The sequence below is a fragment of the Paraclostridium dentum genome (assembly GCF_048568265.1).
Taxonomy (GTDB): Bacteria; Bacillota; Clostridia; order Peptostreptococcales; family Peptostreptococcaceae; genus Paraclostridium; species Paraclostridium dentum.
Genome location: NZ_CP183815.1, coordinates 78,423 through 104,285, shown reverse-complemented (window position 1 = coordinate 104,285; position 25,863 = coordinate 78,423). Strand labels below are relative to the sequence as shown.

Below are 25,863 nucleotides of genomic sequence, written 5' to 3'. Positions count from 1 at the left end.
TACATTTATATAAATAATATTTTATATAATGAAATCTAATATACTTTAACAAGAATCAAAACTATAATGAAATTAAAATACTTTATAAGTAGGGGGATGATGATGTATAAAAAATTACTAATAGGCTTTTTTATATTGTTACTGATGTTGATTTTAGCTTACACACAAATTAATAAAGAAAGTAGTGATAAAAAAGTTGAAGTTAGAGGTGTAACGTTAAAAATTTCTTTGGTTACAGTAGCTTATGACGTTTATAGATCAAACTTTAAAAATGTTGATGAATTTAATGAAGATCTATACAAAAATTGTGGAGAGTATGGGGTAGATTATTATAAATGGTTAAAAGAAACATATTCAACTATGGATACTGAGATGAAACGCAGATTAATTAGAATATATGATAATTATGGTGATTGGAAATACGTATCAGAAACAATATCTTTAGATGATAACGCTAGCGTTGAAGAAGTAGTAGAAAAAATTAATAATCAATCTAAGTTAGAATTAAGTCAAATGAGAAAGGAAGATATAGATATATTCTATAATTATTTTTATAAAGAGTACTTAAAGGAATTTATAGAAAGTAATAATTCCAAAATAGAATTAAATAGAAAAAAAGTTAACAGATACCTTGAAAAAGAAAATATAGATATATTTAAATTTATGGAAGGTGAAAGTGGAATAAAATTTAATAAGGATTATACTGCACTATTTTATTATGATTTACCACCAATAGGAGCAATGGGATTTGAAAATGGAAATTATAAGATATCGACTATTCAACCATCCACAAATAAAGATAATTTATTTGGAGCACCATTCCATGAATATTCACATGAGCTATTTAGAAATTTTACTGGAAGTAAGGAGTTTATAAAAATTTCGAATGAATTAAAGAAAGATAAAGGTTTATTAGATAGTTACAATAGCTTTGGAAAAGACTCTTATGATTGGGTAGGATGGTGTGAAGAAAACTTAGTTGAGGGATTTGCAAAATACCTAGAGCATAAGTGTTATAACCGTAAAAAAACGAATACGACTTATGTATATGATGTGAAATTTTATAATTATTTAATAGATAATAAATTTAATCCAAAAGATACTGATTTAAAAGATGTTAGTATAAATTTTTATGAAGATACTTTAAGTAATAATTCATATTAAAAATTTATATTAATTTTGTTATTAATCAAATATTATATAGTTTAAATTTAAATTTAAAAAGGTAAAATTATAGATAAAACTTAGTTATAAGTTAGTTTTAACGATGTTATAATTAAGAATTTATATAAATAAGCTTAGAATTAAGTGAAAATAAGGGTTACAGATAGTAATAAATATGTAAGCGACATGCTTACAATTAATAATAAAAAAGAGGACTCTTAAAAATGAGTTCTCTTTTTATTAAGGCTACAACATATCCGATAAATGACTCCAAAGGTTCAAACTCACCAATAACATATGCATCAATTTCTTCACCATCACCAGATAATGTATTAGGTAATTTCTCCATAAACATCTCCTTATTAATAAATATACTTAACTTCAAGTATCCTTTAAATCTAGTTTTAAGGGAGAATTAAAGTGATAATCTAATCATTGTCTAATCTTATTATATTCATTTTATATTTCAATTTTACTTTATATTTTATTTATATTAAAATATAAACATAAATAAAACACCCCCAATAGTTGAATTAAATTTTGTATACTTTAAAGATTCATATTTATTAGGGGATTTTATTTACCCCCCAAAACCAAAACTAAATATTTTGCGATAACAGAAAAAAAGACTTCTAAGTTAATACTTAAAGTCTTATTTTTCTGTGTATAGATTTATAATAACATTACAATTTAAAATTTTTATAAAAACCAATGTAAGACTCTAATATATAGTTTAAAAACTCTTGTTGATTTATACCTTTACTAGATAATTCACTAGCTATGGATTCAAATTCACTAAGGATAGTTTCGTCAATTCTTAAACTTTTAACTTTATAATTTCTTTTTTCTTGCTTAAACTTATAAATATCGTTTACTATATCTTCTAAACTAGATACTTCATTGTTATGAGATTTATTTTTATTGCTCTCTATAAATTCTTTTAGTATATCTATATTTTTAAGTAAGTAACAAAGGTTGTCTGAGTCAGATGAATTTAAAATAAGTCCATTATGATTAGCAGTGCTAGTTGAGATAGTTTGATTTAAACTATTAAGATCATTGTTTGAAAAGTTAGGTTTGTTAGTTTCTGATATCATTTTATTTTCGTATGTAAGCGGATTGCTTACTGTAAGCTTACTGTAAGATCGTCCGGTATCAATTTTATTATTTAAGACGTACTGGTTAATTTCTTTATTAAATATATAACCTTGTTTTAGAGCTCTTCCAGCAACTGTACTTCTTGCTATTCCAATGTTTTTGCATAATATAGTTAGTGAGATTCCTTCGGTCAGGTTTGTATTCAAATAATCTATTTGCTTGTCTATACCCAATTTGTTAAATTCGTCTTTAGTCAAACTAATTCCCCCCTAATAAAAATTCGCTTTGCTCATATCGCTCAAATTTCATATCGTCAACGTCCACTCGGTAAACTCGTGTCCCGTTACTCAAACGACTACGTACGTTGCTCAAAAAAATTTTTACGCTCAAAGCATAATGCGTTTATATAACTAATTTTATAGATAAATCATAGATTTTTAGTAAACATAAGTTCTGTAAGCGTAAAAAATACATAAATCTTACAATGAGCTTACAAGCATATTTTTAGAGATTACTTGTTGTAAGTACTTAAAAATATGCCTGTAAGATATATGTAATATAACTATAATATAATTGTAAGCGATATATAAGAATAAAGCTTACAAAAGTTTATAAAAATGTTCGACAATAAAAAACATATCTAACTGCTTTTTGAATTAACCTTATTCCACATATAACGACTGATTATAGGTGGAACTTGGAGGTTAATTCTATTTTTTTCTATTTTACCATCATACTTATATACTCCTGTGTAAATAGGATTTGAAAGAATATAAGCTATCCTTTGTTTTGTAAAATTATATTTACGACCAATTCTTTCGTATGAAACCCCTTTACTTCTAAGCTTGAATATATCTTTTACTTTTATTGCCTCATCCTCTTTAATCATTAACATATCATTTTCAACTAATTTGTATCCAAGAGGTATTCTACCGCCAGGGAATAGATTTTTCTTTCCTTTAGCAACTCTACCAGAATGAGTTCTTTCTGAAATTAGTTTTCGCTCAAATTCAGAGAAACTACCAATCATTTGTAGAAATAGCAATCCTTGAGCTGTATTAGTGTTAAATTGTTCTGTAAGTGATATAAATCCTACTCCTATTTCTTGAAGGTAGTCAACCATGATCATTAGGTTTTTAAGACTCCTATGAATTCTATCTGCTTTGTAGACTATAATTGTATCTACATCATTTTCTTCATTTGATACAAATTCAATCATTTTATTATAGGACGGTCTGTCAGAGTCTTTTGCCGACCAACCTTCGTCAACATAAGTGTTTACTAATTCTATATTATTTAATTTACAATAAAGCTCTATCTTTTCACGTTGCATTTCTATAGATGTGTTGTCAATTTGTGATGCGGTAGATATCCTAAGATATCCTACTACTTTTTTCATAGTTTAACTATTAATTTCCTAAAATTATTGATTTTCAATCGACCTCTTAAAATCCATTCTAAGGCCTTTGAAAAAAATTTCGATGTTTTATATGGCACAAATTTTGACGGTTTCTATATGAATAATCGCTATTAAAAGATGCTCTTTTTAAAGATAGATAATTTTTAAAATCAAATAATTTGAAAATGCATATGTTTTTATATTTTAGTAAAAATAATTCATCCCCTAAAAGCATGATATCTTCTATTCTATATGAATAATATAATAATTTAGGATTCATTATATTATATAAGGAGTTTTTAGTATCCTTAGAGTTAAATATCATATATATTAAGTTTTTACTCATTTTAATAAATCTCCTCCTTATTTATGATAATAATTTAAATTAAGGGTATAAAAGTGTAGTCAAAAAAATTGAGATTTATTTGACTTTTATTTCTAATAATATCGTAAAATTTGTTGCAATACAATGCATTGATAGTAATTTTTATATAAATTTTTTAAAAACAACTATAATTACATGTACAAATTTATGTTGTAAATTTAAAAAATATTAAAAGTAACTTTAGAAAATTGAAAATATAATATAAAAATTTAAAAACAAACAAAAATAAAACTATAAAATAACTAAGTTATTTTATAGTTTTATTTTTGTTATAATATTATTTAAAAATAGTTTAATTTGTGATATTATATAAATATAACGTATAAAAAACTTGGAGGAAAACTAATGCAAACTAAGTTAATAACTTATTTTAATATAAAAGGCGGTATTTACAAGACTTCTATGTCTATAATAACTGCATATGAATTAGCAAAAGATAAAAATACAAAGATACTATTATGGGACTTAGATTTACAAGAAAACTTAACTCAATATGTATATAAAGTTAACCATGAAGACAAAACGACTATAGATATAGTTGATGGATTAGGTGCTGAAGACGTTATTGTTAAGTGTCCAAATCCAAATTACCCTAATATAGACATAATACCTTCTGATATAGGATTAGCTATGTTAGATGAAAAAATAAGCCTACAACCAGCTAGAGAAAAAGTTCTTGCAAGATGGTATATGCAAAATATTGATGTGCTAGAAAAATATGATTACATAATTTGTGACTTATCACCTAGCTACAATTTGACAGCTAAAAATATACTTTATTTAGCAGACTCTATAATAGTTCCTATAATGGATAAAAATATATCTTCTTTAAGAGGAGCTGCATTATTTAAAGAATTATGGACTAGAGACAAGTACTATTTAGAAAAAGAAGATAATGATATAAAAGCTACTGTATTAGTCGGATATGAAAAGCAAAGAACACAAGTGTCTGATTTATTTGATCAGTATCTTCAAAAGTTTGAAGAATTAAAAGATATGATGTTAGAGTCATTTATAAGAAGAAATACATTCGTTGAAAAAGCATTATTAAGTAAATTAAGCATAAGTGATTATTTAAAGAAAAATGGACAAACTCATTTCAGTAAAGAAGAAGTTGAAAACATGATAAAAGAATTAAAAGAAAAGGATGTGCTTTAGATGCCTAAGATAGATATGAATTTATTAAATGAAGAAGTTCCTACTACTAGAAAATCAACTATTGTTAATGAAACTAATGAACCAAAATCTTCATTATCTATATACGATATAGTTAAAAAGGAAAAGAAGAAGTCTAAAGAGCAAGTTGGAGTTACTTTAGATAAAGATATAGTAGATAAGTTAAAAACAGTAGTTATAGACTCAAATATAACGATGTCTAAATTATTTGAAAATCTACTTACTCCATTACTTGAAGACGTTGAAATAAGTAAAAAGAATGTAGATACATACAATAATAAGAATAAGTTAAAAGGTAGAAGAAAATCAGAATAGTTTTTTAAAATTAGAAGCGGCTAGAATCAATAAATGATTTTAGCCGCTTCTAATTTTAAAAAATTTATATTAAAAAGTACATAATTATATATAGCTTTTTATACCATACTGAATTGATATTCTGTTCTAGTCCAATAACAGTCTACATTTGATACGCAAGTTTCAAATAACCTTACATCAGGTCTATTTTGTATCATAGCTACTTCATACCCAGCAACAATAGGGTCTTGCAATGAAGTCCAAGTCTGATACCAAGGAGGTGTATATCCAGTTGTATACTGTGGAGTATTTCCATCAATGTATATATTTGTATTACCATATGCATTAGCAATTGGTGCCGAGTTTGTAAGACCTATAAATCCTTTTCTTTTACTATTCGTAAATGTATTATTACAAGCGCTGATGAATGCAAAATTGCTTAAGCCAGGACTACTTTGAAGGTTTGGTAACAACACTGGAGAAGTATTATCTGCATTTAACGTATTGTTATTTACATACAGTTGTAATCCACTTCCATTTAGTAGATTAAATAAAATTAATTCTCTAAATGATGATGTATATACAGTACTTGGGTCTGTTGGATTAAGCGGTGGAACTAATTGTTCTGGTTGAGATGTATTGCTTATTAAAAGAGTTCCAGTAAGAGTTGCTCCATTAAGGTTATCTATTCTTATAAATCCTTGGCGTCTATCCCCTTCTATTCCATAAATAGTATTGCTATCTGTAATACAAGTACCTGATAAATTGTGCAAAAATAAGCAATATCTTGTATTAGTAGAATTTCTATTGTAATTAAATGTACATTTTGTAACTTGGAACTCACCGGTATTTAACTCAATTGCATTTTCTAAATAATCAAATATACAATTATTTATATAAATCGAATTAAATGATATACCGCTTGAGTATATAAGTGATGGGTAGTTAGCAGGTACAGGTGTTAATCCCGGTGATTCAATAAATGATATACTATCAATCACTACATTACTGCTTCCTATCACGATTATAGGCTCATATGGAGCTATAGGGCTATATGTTATTATTGAAGTTGGAGCTCCATTTGAATCTACAGATCCTTGTAAATATAAAGGATATGAAATTGTTATATTATCATTCAAAATATAATTACCCGCTGCAAGCTTTATAGCTGGCTTTTGTGCAGAAATTGCATTTTCTAATTGTAACACAGTGCTTACAACAGTAAACGGTCCTGGAGTAGGTAAATTTCTTGGAGTTGGTGGGGGTGGAGTTTGATTTTTCAAATATACATATCCAGTTGAAAAATCAACATAGTAGGTTTCTCCTGGATTACAAGATGCAGGAGCTCCAGCACCTCCTAACACTCCAGGACCTGGAGGCCCTTCTGGACCTATATTTCCTTGGGGACCTTGAGGTCCCTGAGGACCTATATCCCCTTGAGGACCTGGAGGTCCTTTCAACTTATTAATAAGGTTGCAAAAAAGCCAGTAATCATTATAATCGCAATTGCAATTATCACTTCCATTAGATGTATAATTATTGCTCATTTTTAAAACAGTCCTTTCAAATTTTAAATAGCTTTTAACTGCGTTTCATATCTATTTTATGGTTATATACTGGATTAAGTTACACTTGATTAAATAATTTAATTTATCTCTCAGTACATGGATATTTTTATAAAATTAACATAATGATAATTGTTATAATAAATAGAGCAATGCTCTTTACAAAGTAATATGAAAAATTTATTCTAAAAAAGCACATATTTGATAGATAATATATTTTTTAAACGAAATAATATATGAGAATAGAATTTCAAGTTACGATATCGGAGGAAAATGAATGAAAATTACAGAAGAAAATTTTATTCTAAAGCTTAAGCAAAAAGATGAACTGGCACTAGAATATGTAATTGATAATTATGGATGGGTTATAAAATCCATAGTTAGAAAAAGTATGTATAACTTAGAATCATATCAAGAAGAATGCATAAATGATATTTTGTTAGGCGTATGGAATAATATAGATCGATTTGATAAAAGCAAATGTTCTTTTAAAAACTGGTTAGCAGCAATAGCTAAATATAAGTCGATTGATTATAAAAGAAAGTATTTAAAAGATTTAGAAAATGAAAATATAGATGAATTAAATATGAAGGTAGATGATAATTCTCATAAAGATATTATTGAAAGTGAAATTAGCAAAGAAACGGAAGAAATGCTAAGTCATCTTAAAGAAAAAGATAGAGAATTATTTTTAAGACTCTATGTAAAGGAAGAAGATATGGAAACTATAAGTAATGATACTGGAATCAATAAGGATGTAATTTATAACAGAGTATCTAGGGGAAAGCGTAAAATACGAGATTTATTTAAATCTAAAGAAAGGTAGGGATGTTAATTATGAAAAATATATATGATATGTTTAATGATATAGATGTAGACTTAAATGAATACGAAAAAGAAGACTTTAATGATTTAGAAAAGCAAAAAGTAAAAAATAAATTTAAAAAATCTATAAAGAGCAATAATTCACCAAAGAAAAGTTATAAAAAATATGTATCAGTAGCATCAATAGCTATTATATCTATAGCATTAATATCACAAACTAGATTAGGGCTGTATGCACATGGTGCATTAGAAGATATTGCTGAAGTTATAAAAATATCCTTAGGAGTGGATAAGCAAATAAATGAGTATTCAACTAAAATACAACAATCGGTTACTAAAAGAAAATTAACTGTAAAAATAAATGATGCTATACTAGATGGTAAAGAATTAATATTGTATATGAGTAGAGAATATGACAAAAAACTTGCTCCAAATGAGAATATAGACTTAGTTTCAGAAAATTTATATATAAATGGGAAACGAATAAATGGAAGTGTAAAAGGATATTATGGAAATATTGATAAAAGCAAAGGAGATTTTGTTTTAGGATATGAACTTCCAGAAGAATATACGGGAGATATAAGTGTAAAATTAAGAATAATGGATGCAGCATTAACAAAAACTGATGAGAAAAGTTATTTTAAAAGAATAATAGGACCATGGACTTTTAAATTTAAAATAAATGGAGATAAGCTTAACAAAGATACTAAATATATAGAATTAAATAAAAATATAAAATTAGAGACAGGATCTACTATGGATATAATAAGTTATAGAGGAAATATATTAAATCAGTCAATTAATTTAAGCATGACAAATCATAAACGTATGAAAAATGAATTAGAAAATGGAGTTATTGTATTAAAGGGTAGAGATAATTTAGGTAATAAAGTAGAGTTTATACAACATTCAGCTGATGCAAATAAAGAAGAAACTTTTTATGAATATAGATTTAATAAAGATGAGTATAAATTTAATAGAGATGCTAAATATCTAAAAGTTACTCCGTATTTATCATACTTAGAGAAAGAAAATAATGATTATGTTACAAAATATAAGAAACTTGGTTCAGAAATTACAATAGATTTAAATAAATAAAATAATTAAATAAAGGATGTAAATAGACTTATCAAAGTCTATTTACATCCTTTATTTTTATTTTGATTAAATTTTATTTATAAATTTATTTTAAAAAAATAAAAAAATTTTAGAAAAATGATAGAAACATATAACTTGTATTCGAATTAATATATGCAGTTATAAAATATGAAAAAATTATACTAAACAATTTAAGAAATTATAAAAAATAAAGGAGCACACAAATAATATGAAAAGGCCAAATATAAACTTAAATAAGAAACAAAAAATAGTTTTATCAATAGTTACACTCGCAATTACAATAGGAGGGTCAGCAACAGCTATTTCTTATAGCAAACATTTGAAAGATCAAAAAATTATGCAAAGCACAGTTGAAATGTATGATATATCGGGAAAAGAGAAGATATTTATGAATGGAATAGTTGTTCCAACAAAGTCAGAAAAACTATGTTTATCTACAGATCAAGGAAAACTAGATAAGACACAAGTAAATAATGAGCAGTATGTTGAAAAAGGAACGCCTCTATTTACTTGTAAGAATCAAGAACAATTAAAAGAAATAGCATCTTTAGAGTCACAAATATCAATTAAGAAAAAAGAAATTTCCTCTATAACTGATGATGAGAGTAAAAAATTGGTAAATTTAGAAATAGAACAACTAAATAATAATATCAAGGAACTAAAGAAATCTGCATATTCAACAGTATATGCTCCTTTTAATGGGAGAGTATACGTAAACGAGGAAAGAAGTGATGAAGGTGCAAGTTCTCATATATTAACAATAGAAAGCACAGAATTTTATGTAAAGGCTCAAGTTAATGAAAGAGATTCATATAAAGTAAAAGTTCATCAAAATGCCGAAGTTACAACAATAGCTAATAAAGAAAAACACTATGGAAATATTTCATATATTTCTAGCAGACCATATGAAGGCAATGGTGGAGAACAAGATTTTGGAGCTGATTCAAATATGACTAAGTATGGATTAAATATTAAATTAGATACTCAGAATAATTTAAAAAGTGGACTTAATGCTCAAATAGTAGTTGAATATGGTACTGATGATAAAAAAATTCCTTATGAAGCATTAGAAATAGATGGCAATAAAAGCTATGTATATAAAATTATAGATAATAAAGCTTATAAAACAGAGGTTACTGTAAGTAGCGAAAATGGAGAATTTGCATTTATATCTAAAGGACTTAAAGAAGACGACATAATCATAAAGTCTTTAATAGATAAAAAAATAGAAGACGGGCGAGAAGTTTATATAGATAGATTTGGAGATATACAATAAAAGAATTGAGGTGAATTATTTGAAAGAAACTCTAATAAAACTTAAAAATATTCAAAAATATTATCCATTAGGAAAAAATAAACTTCATGTTTTAAAATCTATTAATTTAGAGATAAAAAGCGGAGATTTTGTAATGATAATGGGTAAATCAGGTAGTGGAAAAACAACTTTATTAAATATATTAGGATTTTTAGATAAATTCAGTGATGGGAAATATATATTTAAAGGTAATGATGTTACAAACTTAAGCGAAAAAGAACGATCTAATTTTAGGAATAAAAATATAGGCTTCGTATTTCAACAGTTCAATCTTATTCCTAACTTAAATATATACAAAAATGTAGAACTCCCAATGGTGTATAGCAATAAATATTCTAAAGAAGAAAGAGATTTTGTAATTAAGGAAAAGCTAAAGGTAGTTGACCTTTTGGATAAAATACATCAAAAACCACTAGAATTATCAGGGGGACAGCAACAACGTATAACTATAGCTCGGGCATTAGTAAATGACCCCGATATAATATTTGCAGATGAGCCAACAGGAGCACTAGATACAGAGACAAGCACAGATATAATGAATCTTTTGAAAAACTTAAATAAAAAAGGCAAAACAATAATAATGGTTACTCATGATCCTGATCTTATAAAATATGCTACCAAAATAATAAAGTTAAAAGATGGTGTAGTAGTAGAGGAGGTCTAATCATGGTAGTTATAAAAAATGCATTAGATAATATAAAAAGTAATAAATTACGTGTAGCAGTAGCTATGGTATGGATAGTACTAGGAATAACATCTGTGGTAGTAGTTTCTAGTGTAGGTGAGGGAATTGAAAAACAAAGTAAAATTGCATCTATGAATCCTAAATTTAGGACATCAACAATAAGTTTTAACCCAAACTATGAAAACAATCTAGGTTCCTCATTTTTCGAAGCATTCTCAAATGGAGATATTGATATGATTAAATCTTTACCTGGAATAGAACGTGCAACTCCTAAGTATGGTGATAGTGAAGGCGGAGTTATAACCGGAGGAATGCTGCATACATCTATAGGAGAAGAGTTTGCAGAGTTTAAACCAGTAGATAAAAAAACTAAATTAAATGTTGATTTTGGAAGAGGATTTTCACTTGATGATTTAGATCGTAAAACAGTAATTATAGAAGATAGTTTAGCCTATAGCTTATTTGACTTAAGTCCTAAAAATTCAATTGGGGAATTTGTAAAAATAGAAGGAGAGTATTTTGAAATAGTAGGTATTATCAAAGTAAAAGCAACAAGTTCGACTGATGATCCAGAAGAATATTATAGACAATCTAGATGCTATATACCAGAAAAGGCTTTAGAAGAATTAGGAAATAAAAATAGCTTTGGAAGTACTATAACAGGAGTTGAGATATTAGTGGCTAATGGATATGACTCAAATGAAACTAGTTTTAGTGTAGCAGAAAAATTACAAGAGCTTAAAAAAGATGAACTAGGTGAAATAGGAGAATATGGGGTTAAAGGAGGAAGTGAAGAAAGCTATGAAATGATGTTCTTCCAAAACCAGATAAATAGATTTACAACTATACTCTCTAATGTATCATTGATAATTGGAGGAATAGGGATAATGAATATAATGTATATGTCTGTATCAGAAAGACAAAGGGAAATAGGCATAAGAAGAGCTATAGGAGCACAACCAAGTGATATATTGATACAGTTTTTAATTGAAACAGTAGTTATAACAGTATTAGGTGGAATAGTGGGGATAGTCATTGGAACTATAGCCGCAGGAAAAGTTGGTTCATACTTTGGTATGGAAGCACAAGCAAGCATAAAAGTATATGCAAAAGCTATAGGAGTATCTATTCTTGTAGGAACTATATTTGGAGCTATTCCAGCAACTAAAGCCTCTAAACTTGATCCAATAAAAGCTATTCAAGGATAAATAATAAAATTAATTAAAGGAGATAATTAAAATGAAAATAGATTTTAAAAATAAAAAAGTACAAATGATAATAGGGTTAGGAGTAGCTGTTTTCATAGCATGTACTGTTACCTGGGGAAAAATAAATACTAATTTAAATAATATGGTAGATACAGGTTCGTTCATAATTGGAATGCACGATATAAATAAAGATAGAAAGAATCTGATATCTGAAGCAGAAAAGACTATGTCTAATCATAAATACTTACAAAGTCAGGCACAAGACCTTATAGATGATTTAAATGCAATTGAAAAATTAGAAAGAAAAGAACTAGATAAAGTTGGAAGTAAATATGAAGATGCTACTTTAGTAAATAAAACAATTGATGTTTATAATAAGTTAGATACAAATATAGATACGTTTGTTTTATCATATGAGGAAAATAAAGATGCTCAAAAGGATAAGCCAATTTCAAGGTCAATGGATTCAATTATAGAGAATGAATACTCTATTGATAAAATGGTTAAAGAATTTAATGAAGTGTATAGAGTTAATTATAATAATGCTGTAAATTCTTTTCCTATTAAGTTAATAGCTGAGAAAAAGGGATGGGTTAATATAAAAGAGTTGAAATCAAATTAGAAAATAATAAAAAAGCTATACAGCATAGGTAGAATGCTGTATAGCTTTTTTATATATTAATGTAAAATTATAAAAATCTTACCTATTTGTAGTATTAAATTGTGGAATATCTATTTCTATTTTTTCATCTTCAAAATACTTAGTCTCTGTATCAGGGATAAAAAGACCAGGAGTTATTATGATTTTCTTTTCTGTACCTTTAAGTTCAAAATGGTAATACATATCGTTTTTGCTACAACTTCCACTGTTACCGCCTAATAAGCTATTGCCATTTTCATCTTCTATATAGAAATCTGTAAAGTGTTGTAAACGTGCTACCTCAGACTTATTTCCTTCTAATTGTGTTTTAATATTAACGGAAATAGGAGATACCTTTATTTGATCAATTTTCAACTTAACTTTATCGTTTATATTTATATACTTATTAACATTAATAACCTTTAAATCATTAGATATATTAGAAGTATTTATAGTCGTATTAAATACCCAGTTTCCAAAAGTTTTAAAAACAAGGCTTCCTTTTTCAGTTTTAGACTCACCTAAATCAAAATCTTTAAATTGAATTTTTAGGTTGTAATCCTTATTTTTTTCTAACTTATCAAGTAAATCAATATCAGTATCATCAATACCATCTCCATCAGTATCTTGACTATTTAAATTAATAGTATATAAAAATTCTTTTTTGTTTTCATTTTTAATATCTCTAGGAATTATTCCTCCACCTTGTCCAGGGAAAGAAATATCTCCTATGGTTATTATAGGTATATCAGGCATGAAATCTTTTTTATCAACTCCATGTTTTTTAAAATCAAAATTAGTATAATCCATACTTAAACTTATAATTAATTGTCCATCATCTAACATTACGTCTCCTAAATTAAGAACTAATCCGTTATCTGTTATTGATTGATTTCCTTCAAATTTATACTTATCAAACTCACTATAGTCCCTACCTAAGAAAGATTCAATACGACTTGCTAAAAGATTTATATATGCCCATGTAGTCTCATTTGTTAGTGCTACTGTTCCAAGTATAAGAACCGCTGAGACACTTGCAGCAATTAGTTTTTTAGTTGTTTGTTTTCTTGATTTCAACTTAGATTTCATTATACTTTTTATTTTAGTATTATCAGTTTTTACTTCATCATATTTATCAAATTGAATTTTTTCGTTGTTTAATACTTTATATTTATCTATCAATTTATTTTCCTCCCTCATTTAATAAAGATTTTCTTATTTTTGCCTTTCCCCTAGATAACTTACTATGTACACTTGAAATAGCTAATTTTTTGTCATTTGCTATATCTATTACACTTTCATCATTTAGGTAATATCGTCTAAATATTTCTTTATCTTCTTCGGACAAGAATTTTAATGTTTCATTTAACTCCTCTTGAATTTCAATTTTTAGTAAATTTTTATCTATGTAATAGTTTTGTTCATCTAAATCTGATATCTCTATTTTATTTAAATACTTTCTTTTATAATCAATTGCTTTATATTTAGCTATTGCACATATCCAATTTTTAAAAGTATTTTTATCTTGGTCAAAGCCTTCTACATTATCCCAAATAGCTAGCAAAGTATCACTAACACACTCTTCTTCATAATTAATAAGAGGTCCTAGATGGTATCTAATTACAGAAGTAATAAGACCATTATACTGATCTATTAAAATTTCCATTCCTTTTTGATTTTTCTTTTTTATATATTTAATTATTAACTTGTCTTTCAAGTTGTTTCCTCCTCACTATAAAAGCTTTTACATTACTTAATTCGTAAACTAATACAAAAAACTTGCATATTTAAATATTTTTTTATTAATCTTTATTGTTAACAAGGTAGTTAACAGGGAATGAGTACGAATTGTAATGAAATTTTTGTTGTTAACTTCTTTATAGATATATGGCTAATTATATTATTAATCAGCTAAATAACAATACATAATAGAAAGTATAGTCACAGTAAAAAAGTCTCTAGATTAAACCAAATAGTTAAATCTAGAGACTTTAATTACATTATTTATTTTTAAGCTCAACTGGTATTACTTTAAATCAATATCAAAGTCCGACCCAACTTTCTTCCACTTATTATTAGAAGAATCGGATGTATATAAAGAAAGATTTAATTTACTAGAATCTTTTTTTATACTTTTATGAGAATTATCAAGTTTAAAAATTCCTTTTCCATTATTACTATAGTCACAATAAAATTCAACTTTATTTCCAAGATTATCATTTCCAGCAAGTTTCATAAGATACTCTGTTCCATCAGTAGGTAAACTAAATTCAATTTTTGTACCTAAGCTATTACTAATATATTTACTTAGCTTAATTATTTTTCCATCTTCTAATTTAAACTTTTTATTTAAATTTATAGTCAATGTATCCTTAACTAAAGCATCAGCATTAGTATCAAAGTTAAAACTCCAGTCACCCTTTATTGTTTCAGAACCTGTATCGTCTATCATTTGTATACCTGGGTATTCAACTCTAACATTAACCTCTCCACTTAATTCTTTATCTAAAAAGTAAGTAGTGACTTTATTCATAGTGGAGTCATTAAGCATTTCAGAGTTACCATTAGAATCTGAGTTTATACGAGTTCCATTTATAAATACTGACTCTAACATCTCGGGATATCCATTAAATCCACCATTATCAGATTTTACAGTAGAAGATATCGTTAGCTCGTTTTTGTCTAGAATAACTTTATTTAGAGTTATTGTATAACCATTATTTGTTATAGGCTTGCTTATCGCTGTTTTATACTCATTTAAATCAGAATCTAATCCAAAGTGACTCGCTATACTACCAAATGTCTCTTTCACTTGAGATGAACCTTCATCATTAAAAATCAATAATCCTCCGATAAGAACTAAAGATAGTGAAGATGTAATTACAATAATTTTAATTCTTTTATTCACAATTTCCCCCCTAATTTATATATACAATGCTTTTTTCCTTATGTTTCTGCAAATATATCCCTATTCATATATTTATATGTTAAATGTATCTAAGTCTGAATGTCAATTTAAATATAATTAATTGGCAAAATATATTTATAAAAAATTAAAGAGTATATCGATTGAAACTACATAGTTTTAGTCTATACACTCTTTGTTTTTATTTAGTATAATTTACACATTATATTATTTGCTAGATTCCGAATTAAGTTGGTCAATTAAAGTTTTACTAGAGACTTCGCCTTTAGTCGGGTCATTGACAACACTATTTGACATACCTAGGTTTACGGAGCTAAACACTTTTGAATTTTTTAACATTAGTAAAGTTCTCATACCACTTGGATTCACAACTATTTCAGATGTTACTTTATCTTGATTCTCATTTGAACCTTCATCAGTTTCTGATTCTTCTTTTCTTTGACCTGCAATGTTCTTATTATAATTATAATCTTTAGATTTTGATTTCTCTGCCTTTTGCTCATCATTTTCAAATTTGAAAATGTCTGATTCTTTAACATATATGTTTTTGTACTGTATAGCATTTATATTTTGAACTTTCATTATACTGCTCCTTTTATTAAAATTAATTAATTACATTATTTTCCATATTAATTCTATCATACATTTAACTAATTAATTATATAAAGTTTGTATTTTAAGTTTTTCTACTTAATCCGTCAATTTAATTCGATTTCTGACTAAAAATTAAGACAAATAATTACAACCATATGAATTCCATTTGGATAATTTTAATTTTATGGTAATATTTCACAGTAAATGAGCAACAAATATTTTTAGATTTTATCTTCCAGATAATCTTAGTTAAATTTTAAATTTTGGGAGGCTTTAAGATGTGTAATGATGTCAGAGTTACAAAACAAGAGGTAAGAAACTTCTTATTAATTAATTTTGGGATAATTTCTTTTCTATCTATATTTATATTTATTAACTTTTTTAAGTTGAATAATGTAGATGTTATATCTAATTTTGCTAGAACATTCATGTATATTCCAGCTTTCTCCGCTATTATTGTATTAAAAGGAAATCAAACTTATGAGTTTAATAATACAGTAAATAAGTTTTTTGAAATTTTTATTATAGCAACTATTTTAAGAATTGTTTTTTCTATATTTAATGTATATATTATTAATGGATTTATAAATTCAATAATGTCTTGCTATACTTTATACTATGGAATTAAAAGTTTTACTGAATTTAAAGTTTTAAATTTACAATTAAGTAAAAATTTCAAAAAGGTTTTATTATGTGTTTCATTATATTTAGTAATTTGCATGATTGAATATTTTCCAGAAGTTTCATCTTTGAAATTTGAAATAAGCATTTTTATTGAAAATTCTGTAATAGTTTTATTAAGTTTATTAGAAAATTTGGTTTTTGGATGTATTATATTTTTTGGAGAAGAATTTGGATGGAGATATTTCCTACAACCTAGATTACAAAAGCTTTATGGAAAAAAATTAGGAGTTATTATATTAGGACCTATATGGGGCATTTGGCATTTACCTCTTTGTATGACTCTTTATAGTCCACAAACTCCGGTTTACTGCATTGTAAATCATTTATTTCTATGTACAACGCTTGGAGTATTTTTAGGATATGCTTATATGAAAACTGAAAATCTGTGGACTCCAATACTAATTCATTTAATTACAAATGTATTTTCTGTTGTTTTTTCTTTTTTATCTAGTGGTGAACTAGAAGCGGTATTTACATTAAGAATTCTTCTTTATAGCGTTTTATGGAATTCTGTACTATATTTACCATTTTTATTTGCAAAAGTATATAGACCTAACAAGGACGACATCGGTGTATCTATTGATAATTAGAAAATTACAAAAAGGGTTGTATCTATTTGATACAACCCTTTTTTAAGGCCTTAAAATAATAAAACTAATGAATAAATATTTCTTATTCAACACTATTATTACTTCATAAGCTAATTTTAGTAATTTTCTGCTCTAACTTCAAAGAATCCTTGAGAGTACATACATACCGGACAAACATCGGGAGCTTTTCTACCCATTACCAAGTGTCCACAATTTATACATTCCCACATAGTTTCTTCTGATTTTTCAAATACAGCTTTCATTTCTATATTATTTAAAAGTTTACGATATCTATCTTCATGAGATTTTTCTATTTTACCAACTTCTATAAATTTTTCAGCTAAGTCAAAGAAACCTTCTTTTTCTGCATCTCTAGCAAATCTAGCATACATGTCTGTCCACTCATAATTCTCACCTTCAGCAGCATGAAGTAAGTTTTGGTCAGTATCTCCTAAATATCCTAGTTCTTTAAACCATAATTTAGAATGTTCTCTTTCGTTTCCAGCTGTTTTTAAGAAAATTTGATTGATTTGCTCATAACCTTCATTTTTAGCAACATCTGCAAAGAATGTATATTTATTTCTTGCTATTGATTCTCCTGATAATGCTTCCATTAAATTCTTTTCTGTTTTTGTCCCTTTATATTTATTAGTTGTTTCGCTTGATTTTTCTGCTTGATCTTCTAGCTTAACAAATACTGATGCTGGGTTTTTGCATACAGGGCATATAAATCCTTCTGGTAATTCTCCTTCATGTATATAACCACAAACTGAACAACGATATTTAACTGATGTACTCATTTCTTTCCCTCCTAAGTCTTCACTTCTATCAAAATAAATTGTATGTAACATTTCCTCTGCAAGCTTACTTAAAGGCTTGCCATAAAATTCTTTATAAAGAGCTTTTATTTCTTCATTTTCATGACTCAATCTAACTTCCATACTCGAATCTCTTTTATAAAGTCCACTTATACGTTTCTTTCTAAGTTCATCTCCTTTAAATTGAGTGTCTTTAGGCTGTCCGCCCCCACCAATACATCCTCCAGGGCAAGTCATAACCTCAATAAAGTGATATTGTTTTTTTCCATTTTTCATTTTTTTAATAAATTTAGATGCATTTTTAGTTCCATAAATAACAGCTATATTTATTTCCAGGTCTCCTATTTTTAAAGTTGCTTCCCGAACTCCATCCATACCTCTTATTGTTTCTAAGTTATAAAATAGATTTGGTGGATTTTCATTGGTAATATATTTGTATGCCGTTCTAAGCGCAGCTTCCATAACACCACCTGTGTTTGCAAATATAACACCTGCTCCAGAAGATTCTCCCATTAATTCATCATAAGGGCTATCCTCTAAAGAATTAAATTCAATATTGTTTTCTTTAGCCCAAGTAGCTAATTCTCGTGTAGTTATAACATAATCCATATCACGCATTTCTTCTAAATTATGAAATCTTCCAGATGCATTCATTTCATCTCTTTTGATTTCAAATTTTTTAGCAGTACATGGAGTTAAGGCTACATTTACGATCTTTTCTGGATCAATTCCCATTTTTTTCGCAAAGTATGTTTTTATTGTAGGTCCTTGCATTCCAATTGGACTTTTCGAAGTTGAAATATTATCTAGTATGTCTGGGTGAAATGTTTCTGCATATTTTACCCATGAAGGACAACAACTTGTAAACTGAGGTAATGGCTTATTATTAGTCTTTATACGCTCTATCAGTTCACTTGCTTCTTCAACTATTGTTAAATCAGCTGCAAAGTTGGTATCAAGAACATAATTTGCACCGAGTTTTCTAAGTAGCGATACCATTTTTCCTTCAACAAAACTACCATCTACCATATTAAATTCTTCTCCAAGAGAAACCCTAACCGCTGGTGAAGTTGTAAATATTACTATCTTATCTTCATTTTGTATTTCAGACTCAACTTTTTTATAGTCAAGAACCTCTGTAATACTTGATGTAGGGCATACATTTGCACATTGACCACAGTTAATACAAACAGCTGTATCATTTGTACTTTTTAATGAATAATGGCCATTAACACCTATATAGTCTGTACAGATATCTTTACACATCCCACACTTGATACATTTCTCTTCATCTCTACAAATAGATGGATTATCCTTTTCAATCGCTACCCTAATGTTAGTAGATAAATGTTTGCTCATTTAGCACTCCTTTCATTTCAAATTAGTACATGTAAAAAATTGGTATTTATATGTACTTTGAACTTATACCCTACGAACTTTTAAATAAACAATATGAAAATAAGTTTAAATAATCCAAATGTATGAATTAATATTAAAATTTAGATTGTTCGGTAATGTTGGAAATAAGTATAAAATTAGCACACTAATCTCAAAACTATATAAAATTATAACATTTAATAATTTAGCTTTTATTTAATCATAAATTGCTAATAATATGTTATATAATAATGCGTATTTTTAATAATTTGAGAGGTGAATAATATACATATGATTATTTTTATAAATATACTTTTAGTATTTTTTCTTGTCTTTTTAAATGGATTTTTTGTTGCTACAGAATTTGCTATGGTAAAGGTTAGAAAATCTAGGATAGAAACGTTAATAATTCAAGGTGATAAGCGTGCGAAACGTACTTTAATAGTTGTTAAAGATTTAAATTCATACTTATCTGCCTGTCAGCTTGGAATAACTTTAGCATCGTTGGGGCTAGGATGGGTAGGAGAGCCGGCTATTTTACGTTTGTTAATGCCAATATTTAACCTATTTAATTTGCCTTCAAGTCTAGAACATTCAATTGCATTTATTATTGCATTTTCAATTATAACTGGATGTCATATTGTATTTGGAGAATTGGTTCCTAAATCCTTAGCAATTATAAGTCCCGAAAAAATAGCATTAAGTACAGCTTTTCCACTTATATTTTTTTACAAGTTAACATATCCTGTTATGTGGATATTCAATCATAGTACAAACTGGATATTAAAGGTATTTGGGCTTTCTCAAGTTGATGAACATGAATCAGTTCATACTGATGAGGAAATAAAACTATTAGTTGAAGAAAGTTATAATCATGGATTAGTTGATAAAACTGAATTAACGCTTGTAGATAATATCTTCGATTTTTCTGATAAAACAGTAAAAGAAATAATGGTACCACGTACTGACATTACAAATATTTTCATAGAAGATGCATTTGATGATATTATAGATTTCACATTAAAAGAACAGCTTACTAGATATCCTGTATGTAAAGAAAATAAGGATAATGTTATTGGATTTATTCATATTAAGGATTTATATAAACAAAAGATTGAAGGTAGTAATCAAGAAATAAAAAATATTATTCGTGAGATTAAACTTGTCCCAGAATCAATGCTAATAAGTGATCTTCTTAAAATATTTAAAAAAGATAAAGTACAAGTTGCTTTAGTTATTGATGAGTATGGAGGAACTTCTGGTTTAGTAACAATAGAAGATATTTTAGAAGAAATTGTTGGGGAAATTCAAGATGAGTTTGATGAGGAAGAAGATTCTATTATTAAGTGTGAAGATAATAGTTATATAGTAGATGGAAAGGTTCTAATTGAAGATATAACTGAGTTTTTATATATAGATATTGAAGATGAACACATTGATACTATTGGAGGTTGGGCATATACTCATTTGGATTCCTATCCTAAAGTTAATGATAAATTCACTTATAAAAACTATGAATTTACTATATTAAAATGTAATAGAAAAAGAATAAACAAATTATTGATTAAAAATTTATCTGATAAATAATTAAGTACCCTTTAGCTATTAATGAACGTAGTTAAGGGGTATTTATATATTTTGCAACTTTTTAATTTAATTAGAATATTAATATTATATATAAATATTGATAAAAGTTAATTCATAGATTATAATGTACTTTAAATAAAAAATTACTAAATGCTATTTAATAAATTTCTATTTTAAACCTTATTTACAAAATAGGATTATTAGCAATATATTCAGGAATATATTAATTAGTTTTTAAAAATGTTTCTGATGGTTTTTTATTTATTATTTTAAGGAGGAAGAAATGAATAATTTAGATTCAGACCCCGGGGCCTTTATGCCTCAAATAATTTTAATAGTATTACTTACTGCTATTAACGCGTTTTTCGCATCAGCAGAAATGGCTATAGTTTCTGTAAATAAATCAAAAATAAAACAATTAAGTGCAAGCGGAAACAAGAAAGCTCAATTGCTTGAAAGGCTTATGGAAGACCCAAGCAATTTCTTATCAACTATTCAAATTGGAATAACTTTAGCTGGATTTTTCTCAAGTGCATCTGCTGCTACAGGAATATCTACGCACCTTTCAAAGATATTAGCTCCACTTAGTATACCTTATTCTAATGAATTATGTATGTTTTTAGTAACAATAATACTTTCATATTTTACATTAGTATTTGGAGAATTAGTACCTAAAAGAATTGCTTTGAAAAAAGCGGAGAAGATATCTTTATTTTCAGTAAAATCAATTTACATTATATCTAAAATTGCAAAACCATTTATAAAACTTTTATCATTTTCAACTAGTCTGGTTTTAAAAATAACAAGAAATAATGATATGGATATTGAAGAAAGAGTTTCTGAAGAAGAAATTAGAACTTTAATATCACAATCTCAAGAAGATGGATGTATTGAAAATGAAGAAAAACAGATGATATATAGCATATTTGAATTTAATGATAAGACTGCTAAGGAAATTATGACATCTAGACATGATATGTTTGCGGTAGACATAGACGATGATTTGGATGAAATCATAGAAGGAGTAATAGCATCAGGATACTCTAGAATACCTGTATATGAAGATAATAAGGATAATATCCTCGGTATATTATATGTAAAAGACTTATTAGTAAAAGCTAAGAAAGTTGGATTTAAAAATATAAATTTAAAAACAATGCTTCATGACCCATATTTTGTTTCAAAGTCTATTAGAACAAATGAATTATTTAAACTTCTAAAGGATAAAAAAGTCCACTTAGCGTTATTAATTGATGAATATGGTGGAATAGAAGGTCTAGTAACTATGGAAGATTTAATTGAAGAAATTATGGGAGATATTGAGGATGAATACGATAAAACTAAATCTACTATAACACAAATTGATGATAGTAATTTTATTGTAAAAGGATATTTGACAATAAGTGAATTTAACAATAAATTTGATATAGATATAGAACAAGGTGACTATGATACTTTAAATGGGTATATACTTACATTGTTAGGTGATTTCCCAGAAGAAGGTCGAGAAATTGAATTAGACAATTTTACATTTTTAATTGAGAATGTAAATAAAAGAAGAATTGAAGATATAAGAGTAAGTATAAAAAACAGATGTGCGCAAATATCATAATGAGTTTTTATACACTTGAAATTTAAACAAAAATGAGTAAATCCCTATATTTAAGGGTTTACTCATTTTTTTATATTATACAGCACTTAAACTAAAGTTATTAGTTAATAAGTGTTTTGCAAATTCATCTAGTTTGCTTATTGTTTGTTTTATATCATTTTCTGTTGTTTCATGATTAATAGCACACATTCTTAAAACAACTTTACCATTTAAAACTGTTGTAAATATTCCTGCATAGTTTTCTTGAAGTGCTAAATGTGAAATATTATTATTAAGTGTATCTATATCTTGTTCAGACATTCCAGATGGAGCATATCTAAAATTGATAATTGCTAATTTAGGATCAGATATTACTTCCCAATTCTCAAATTCTAATAATGTATTCTTAATATATTCTGCAAGATGAATACCATATTCAATTCTTCTGCTCATTTCACTAGTTCCTAGAGTTTGTAATGTAAACCAAAGTTTAAGACTCCTAGTCGGTCTTGTTAATTCAATACCTACGTTTCCATAGTTTATTTCATCGTCATTTATATCTAAATCTCTTAAATACTCTGGATTTTCACTAAAACTTCTTGCTAAATCATTTTTATCTTTTACAAGAACCATTGCACAACTATATGTTTGGAATAACCATTTATGTGCATCCCAACTTAAACTATCAGCATTTTCTATTCCTTTTAATAAATGATTATAGTTTTCAGATAATAATATCGATGCTCCATAAGCTCCATCGACATGCATCCATAAACCATATTTTGAACATATATCAGATATTTCTGGTATTGGATCAATACTTCCAGTATTTGTAGTTCCTGCACTAGCTATAACAACAAATGGGTGTAAACCGTTTGTTATATCATTTCTTATTGCTTTTTCTAGTTCATCTATCTTCATTCTATAATTTGAATCTGAAGGTATTTTTCTGATATTCTTAGGTGATATTCCAGATATTTTAAGTGCCTTTTTAATTGAACTATGAGTTTGATCAGATACATAAGCAGTTCCCAAATGTAATTTATCAAATGAAAGTTTGTTATCTCTTGCAGCTACCATTGCTGTAAGATTTGCCATAGATCCTCCTGAAACAAATAGTCCGCTCGATTGTTCTGTGTTATATCCAGCTTTTTCAGATAGCCACTTAATTAATGTTTTTTCAATAAAACTAGCAGCTGATGTTGTCATCCAGCATCCAGCATGCAAGTTATAAGCACTGGACATTACATCTCCAATCCAAGAGTTCAAATCTGCTGGGCCAGGTATAAATCCAAAAAATCTTGGATGGTTTACTCTTGCTCCATACTCATAAACCTCTTTCATCATTTCTTCCATAACTTCTTGTACCTGTCTCCCCTGACTAGGTATATTTATGTTTCTAAGTTTATTTATTTGATTAGAATCAGCTACTTTTACTACTTCATTAGATTCTAAAGATTCAAGTCCTTTAAAGTATTGATCAATAAAATAATTTAAAGAATTTTTAAATTCTAAATTGTTCATATTGCTTTCCCCCATTTCTATGCAATTGTCCTTATCTTTTTTAAGCCACGTTCATGATATCATCAAAATATATATTAATCAAACTACGGTTTCTGTATTATAATTAAATTCCGCGCTTGCAAATCGTAAAATTCAAGCTTATATAACCAAAAATTGGAATAAATCAATTAAAATTAAATTTACTAATTGCATAAATAGTTCAAAAGATTAAGAAAATAATAAAAAAACAATTAAAAAATAAAGTAACTGTATGTTTATTTCGATAAATAATTTAATTTCCTTTAGATTATTTGAACTTACATATATATGCTAAAGGTATATATTATTTAAAATAAGTACATTTTTTGAGCTATGGTTATATAGGCATAGTAGAAAAAGCATATCTTTGAATAACCTATTTAATTTGAATATAAATTCCAAAGTGTAACATATGTTACAGTGTATTTGATAAATTTTAGGTATAATTTTTATTGTTATAATCATAAAAATTCAAGAACAAATAAAAACTGATAAACAAAAAGGTATTTTACCCTTACCTTTACAAAAAGAATATGATAAAAATTCTGAACTGATAGATTTACCGTCTATAAATAAAAGTATTTTAGTCAAATCTAATGTATTAGACTGCATACAAGATAGAAGAAGTATTCGTAAATATAGTAATGAAAAAATAACTTTAGATGAGCTTTCATATTTACTATGGGCTACTCAAGGTATACAGAGTGTAAAAAATAATTTCAGTGCATTAAGGACAGTACCTTCTGCTGGATGCACTCATCCTTTTGAGACATATTTAATAATCAATAATGTTAATGATTTAAATCCTGGAATTTATAGATACTTACCATTAGAACATAAGCTCTTATTTGTAAAAAACTTAAATAATATAACTGATGAAATAAATAAGGCTACTCCAAATCAACCTTTTGTACAAGACTTTGTATCTAAAAGTGCTGTTGTTTTCGCTTGGAGTTGCATTCCATATAGAAGTGAGCATAGATTTAATATAACTGCTCATAAAAAAATACTTATAGATATTGGTCATGTCTGTCAAAATCTTTATATAGCATCAGAATCTCTTAATTGTGGTACTTGTGCTATTGGAATTTATGATCAAAACATCATTGATGATATGCTAGATTTGGATGGAGAAGATGAGTTTATAATTTATATGGCTTGTTTAGGTAAAAAGTTTTAGCATTTTCAAAATTTAATTAACATCGTTCACAATAATCTAATTATATATAAAAAGATCACTCTTATTGCCATTTGAGTGATCTTTTTTAATAAAACAAACAA

23 protein-coding genes are annotated in these 25,863 nt (G+C 26.8%); 13 read left to right on the top strand and 10 right to left on the bottom strand.

Annotated features, from left to right (window positions below):
* Nucleotides 1-102: 102 nt before the first annotated feature.
* Complete coding sequence (locus tag ACN6I1_RS16610) at nt 103-1,164, top strand: hypothetical protein (RefSeq protein ID WP_419743430.1); 1,062 nt, start codon at nt 103-105, stop codon at nt 1,162-1,164.
* Nucleotides 1,165-1,360: 196 nt separating this feature from the next.
* Here the strand turns inward: ACN6I1_RS16610 and ACN6I1_RS16605 are convergent, their stop codons facing one another.
* From ACN6I1_RS16605 to ACN6I1_RS16595, 3 genes are all read right to left on the bottom strand, one after another.
* Nucleotides 1,361-1,513 carry a hypothetical protein gene (locus ACN6I1_RS16605; RefSeq protein ID WP_419743429.1) on the bottom strand — a complete coding sequence of 51 codons (153 nt, stop codon included), beginning with the start codon at nt 1,511-1,513 and terminating at the stop codon, nt 1,361-1,363.
* A gap of 334 nt (nt 1,514-1,847) precedes the next feature.
* On the bottom strand, nt 1,848-2,519 hold the full coding sequence (locus tag ACN6I1_RS16600) for a hypothetical protein (RefSeq protein WP_419743428.1): 672 nt from the start codon (nt 2,517-2,519) through the stop codon (nt 1,848-1,850).
* A 383-nt stretch (nt 2,520-2,902) separates the two neighbouring features.
* Entirely contained in the window at nt 2,903-3,661 is a 759-nt protein-coding gene (locus ACN6I1_RS16595; protein WP_234249135.1) for a recombinase family protein, read from the bottom strand.
* A 730-nt stretch (nt 3,662-4,391) separates the two neighbouring features.
* Between ACN6I1_RS16595 and ACN6I1_RS16590 the strand changes: the two genes are divergently transcribed.
* Together ACN6I1_RS16590 and ACN6I1_RS16585 are read left to right on the top strand one after the other, a co-directional pair.
* Nucleotides 4,392-5,204, top strand: coding sequence for a ParA family protein (locus ACN6I1_RS16590; RefSeq protein WP_021428833.1), 813 nt, complete (start codon nt 4,392-4,394; stop codon nt 5,202-5,204).
* Entirely contained in the window at nt 5,205-5,537 is a 333-nt protein-coding gene (locus tag ACN6I1_RS16585) for a hypothetical protein (RefSeq protein WP_046822952.1), read from the top strand.
* A 98-nt stretch (nt 5,538-5,635) separates the two neighbouring features.
* On the opposite strand, the gene ACN6I1_RS16580 is transcribed toward ACN6I1_RS16585, so the two are convergent.
* Nucleotides 5,636-7,063 carry a hypothetical protein gene (locus ACN6I1_RS16580; RefSeq protein WP_419743427.1) on the bottom strand — a complete coding sequence of 476 codons (1,428 nt, stop codon included), beginning with the start codon at nt 7,061-7,063 and terminating at the stop codon, nt 5,636-5,638.
* A 295-nt stretch (nt 7,064-7,358) separates the two neighbouring features.
* Here ACN6I1_RS16580 and ACN6I1_RS16575 point away from each other — a divergent pair, with 295 nt between their 5' ends.
* The 6 genes from ACN6I1_RS16575 to ACN6I1_RS16550 all read left to right on the top strand — a co-directional run bounded on the left by ACN6I1_RS16575 (nt 7,359) and on the right by ACN6I1_RS16550 (nt 12,855).
* On the top strand, nt 7,359-7,907 hold the full coding sequence (locus tag ACN6I1_RS16575; protein ID WP_142731046.1) for a sigma-70 family RNA polymerase sigma factor: 549 nt from the start codon (nt 7,359-7,361) through the stop codon (nt 7,905-7,907).
* 11 nt (nt 7,908-7,918) lie between these two features.
* A complete protein-coding gene (locus ACN6I1_RS16570; protein ID WP_419743426.1) occupies nt 7,919-9,004 on the top strand; it encodes a DUF4179 domain-containing protein in 1,086 nt (361 codons plus the stop codon).
* Between the two features lie 229 nt (nt 9,005-9,233).
* Complete coding sequence (locus ACN6I1_RS16565) at nt 9,234-10,301, top strand: efflux RND transporter periplasmic adaptor subunit (RefSeq protein WP_419743425.1); 1,068 nt, start codon at nt 9,234-9,236, stop codon at nt 10,299-10,301.
* Between the two features lie 19 nt (nt 10,302-10,320).
* Nucleotides 10,321-11,004 (top strand): ABC transporter ATP-binding protein, encoded by a 684-nt coding sequence (locus ACN6I1_RS16560; RefSeq protein ID WP_419743424.1) that lies wholly within the window; start codon nt 10,321-10,323, stop codon nt 11,002-11,004.
* 2 nt (nt 11,005-11,006) lie between these two features.
* Entirely contained in the window at nt 11,007-12,233 is a 1,227-nt protein-coding gene (locus tag ACN6I1_RS16555) for an ABC transporter permease (protein ID WP_419743423.1), read from the top strand.
* Between the two features lie 31 nt (nt 12,234-12,264).
* Nucleotides 12,265-12,855 carry a hypothetical protein gene (locus ACN6I1_RS16550; RefSeq protein ID WP_419743422.1) on the top strand — a complete coding sequence of 197 codons (591 nt, stop codon included), beginning with the start codon at nt 12,265-12,267 and terminating at the stop codon, nt 12,853-12,855.
* Nucleotides 12,856-12,933: 78 nt separating this feature from the next.
* Here the strand turns inward: ACN6I1_RS16550 and ACN6I1_RS16545 are convergent, their stop codons facing one another.
* The 4 genes from ACN6I1_RS16545 to ACN6I1_RS16530 form a co-directional block, all read right to left on the bottom strand.
* Complete coding sequence (locus ACN6I1_RS16545; protein ID WP_419743421.1) at nt 12,934-14,055, bottom strand: DUF4179 domain-containing protein; 1,122 nt, start codon at nt 14,053-14,055, stop codon at nt 12,934-12,936.
* A 1-nt stretch (nt 14,056) separates the two neighbouring features.
* Nucleotides 14,057-14,590 carry a sigma-70 family RNA polymerase sigma factor gene (locus tag ACN6I1_RS16540; protein ID WP_419743420.1) on the bottom strand — a complete coding sequence of 178 codons (534 nt, stop codon included), beginning with the start codon at nt 14,588-14,590 and terminating at the stop codon, nt 14,057-14,059.
* Nucleotides 14,591-14,899: 309 nt separating this feature from the next.
* Nucleotides 14,900-15,781, bottom strand: a complete 882-nt coding sequence (locus ACN6I1_RS16535) for a DUF4179 domain-containing protein (RefSeq protein ID WP_419743419.1) — start codon at nt 15,779-15,781, stop codon at nt 14,900-14,902.
* 225 nt (nt 15,782-16,006) lie between these two features.
* Nucleotides 16,007-16,381 (bottom strand): hypothetical protein, encoded by a 375-nt coding sequence (locus tag ACN6I1_RS16530; RefSeq protein WP_419743418.1) that lies wholly within the window; start codon nt 16,379-16,381, stop codon nt 16,007-16,009.
* Between the two features lie 290 nt (nt 16,382-16,671).
* Between ACN6I1_RS16530 and ACN6I1_RS16525 the strand changes: the two genes are divergently transcribed.
* Nucleotides 16,672-17,667 carry a CPBP family intramembrane glutamic endopeptidase gene (locus ACN6I1_RS16525; RefSeq protein WP_419743417.1) on the top strand — a complete coding sequence of 332 codons (996 nt, stop codon included), beginning with the start codon at nt 16,672-16,674 and terminating at the stop codon, nt 17,665-17,667.
* Between the two features lie 116 nt (nt 17,668-17,783).
* Here the strand turns inward: ACN6I1_RS16525 and rbr are convergent, their stop codons facing one another.
* Nucleotides 17,784-19,844, bottom strand: coding sequence for a rubrerythrin (gene rbr / locus ACN6I1_RS16520; protein WP_419743416.1), 2,061 nt, complete (start codon nt 19,842-19,844; stop codon nt 17,784-17,786).
* A gap of 309 nt (nt 19,845-20,153) precedes the next feature.
* Between rbr and ACN6I1_RS16515 the strand changes: the two genes are divergently transcribed.
* Both ACN6I1_RS16515 and ACN6I1_RS16510 read left to right on the top strand, forming a co-directional pair.
* Entirely contained in the window at nt 20,154-21,449 is a 1,296-nt protein-coding gene (locus tag ACN6I1_RS16515; RefSeq protein WP_419743415.1) for a hemolysin family protein, read from the top strand.
* A gap of 283 nt (nt 21,450-21,732) precedes the next feature.
* The gene (locus ACN6I1_RS16510) at nt 21,733-23,061 is read left to right on the top strand and encodes a hemolysin family protein (RefSeq protein WP_419743414.1); all 1,329 of its coding nucleotides are present in this window, start codon (nt 21,733-21,735) and stop codon (nt 23,059-23,061) included.
* 75 nt (nt 23,062-23,136) lie between these two features.
* Here ACN6I1_RS16510 and ACN6I1_RS16505 read toward each other — a convergent pair whose 3' ends face one another.
* On the bottom strand, nt 23,137-24,564 hold the full coding sequence (locus ACN6I1_RS16505; protein ID WP_419743413.1) for a pyridoxal phosphate-dependent decarboxylase family protein: 1,428 nt from the start codon (nt 24,562-24,564) through the stop codon (nt 23,137-23,139).
* Between the two features lie 451 nt (nt 24,565-25,015).
* Here ACN6I1_RS16505 and ACN6I1_RS16500 point away from each other — a divergent pair, with 451 nt between their 5' ends.
* Nucleotides 25,016-25,762 (top strand): SagB/ThcOx family dehydrogenase, encoded by a 747-nt coding sequence (locus ACN6I1_RS16500; RefSeq protein ID WP_419743527.1) that lies wholly within the window; start codon nt 25,016-25,018, stop codon nt 25,760-25,762.
* Nucleotides 25,763-25,863 lie beyond the last annotated feature (101 nt).

Excerpts from the sequence above, each read along its gene's own strand:
- ACN6I1_RS16610 (WP_419743430.1), top strand. The coding sequence starts at position 103 with ATGTATAAAAAATTACTAATAGGCTTTTTTATATTGTTACTGATGTTG.
- ACN6I1_RS16605 (WP_419743429.1), bottom strand. The coding sequence starts at position 1,513 with ATGGAGAAATTACCTAATACATTATCTGGTGATGGTGAAGAAATTGAT.
- ACN6I1_RS16595 (WP_234249135.1), bottom strand. The coding sequence starts at position 3,661 with ATGAAAAAAGTAGTAGGATATCTTAGGATATCTACCGCATCACAAATT.
- ACN6I1_RS16590 (WP_021428833.1), top strand. The coding sequence starts at position 4,392 with ATGCAAACTAAGTTAATAACTTATTTTAATATAAAAGGCGGTATTTAC.
- ACN6I1_RS16585 (WP_046822952.1), top strand. The coding sequence starts at position 5,205 with ATGCCTAAGATAGATATGAATTTATTAAATGAAGAAGTTCCTACTACT.
- ACN6I1_RS16580 (WP_419743427.1), bottom strand. The coding sequence starts at position 7,063 with ATGAGCAATAATTATACATCTAATGGAAGTGATAATTGCAATTGCGAT.
- ACN6I1_RS16575 (WP_142731046.1), top strand. The coding sequence starts at position 7,359 with ATGAAAATTACAGAAGAAAATTTTATTCTAAAGCTTAAGCAAAAAGAT.
- ACN6I1_RS16570 (WP_419743426.1), top strand. The coding sequence starts at position 7,919 with ATGAAAAATATATATGATATGTTTAATGATATAGATGTAGACTTAAAT.
- ACN6I1_RS16565 (WP_419743425.1), top strand. The coding sequence starts at position 9,234 with ATGAAAAGGCCAAATATAAACTTAAATAAGAAACAAAAAATAGTTTTA.
- ACN6I1_RS16555 (WP_419743423.1), top strand. The coding sequence starts at position 11,007 with ATGGTAGTTATAAAAAATGCATTAGATAATATAAAAAGTAATAAATTA.
- ACN6I1_RS16550 (WP_419743422.1), top strand. The coding sequence starts at position 12,265 with ATGAAAATAGATTTTAAAAATAAAAAAGTACAAATGATAATAGGGTTA.
- ACN6I1_RS16530 (WP_419743418.1), bottom strand. The coding sequence starts at position 16,381 with ATGAAAGTTCAAAATATAAATGCTATACAGTACAAAAACATATATGTT.
- ACN6I1_RS16525 (WP_419743417.1), top strand. The coding sequence starts at position 16,672 with ATGTGTAATGATGTCAGAGTTACAAAACAAGAGGTAAGAAACTTCTTA.
- rbr (WP_419743416.1), bottom strand. The coding sequence starts at position 19,844 with ATGAGCAAACATTTATCTACTAACATTAGGGTAGCGATTGAAAAGGAT.
- ACN6I1_RS16515 (WP_419743415.1), top strand. The coding sequence starts at position 20,154 with ATGATTATTTTTATAAATATACTTTTAGTATTTTTTCTTGTCTTTTTA.
- ACN6I1_RS16510 (WP_419743414.1), top strand. The coding sequence starts at position 21,733 with ATGAATAATTTAGATTCAGACCCCGGGGCCTTTATGCCTCAAATAATT.
- ACN6I1_RS16505 (WP_419743413.1), bottom strand. The coding sequence starts at position 24,564 with ATGAACAATTTAGAATTTAAAAATTCTTTAAATTATTTTATTGATCAA.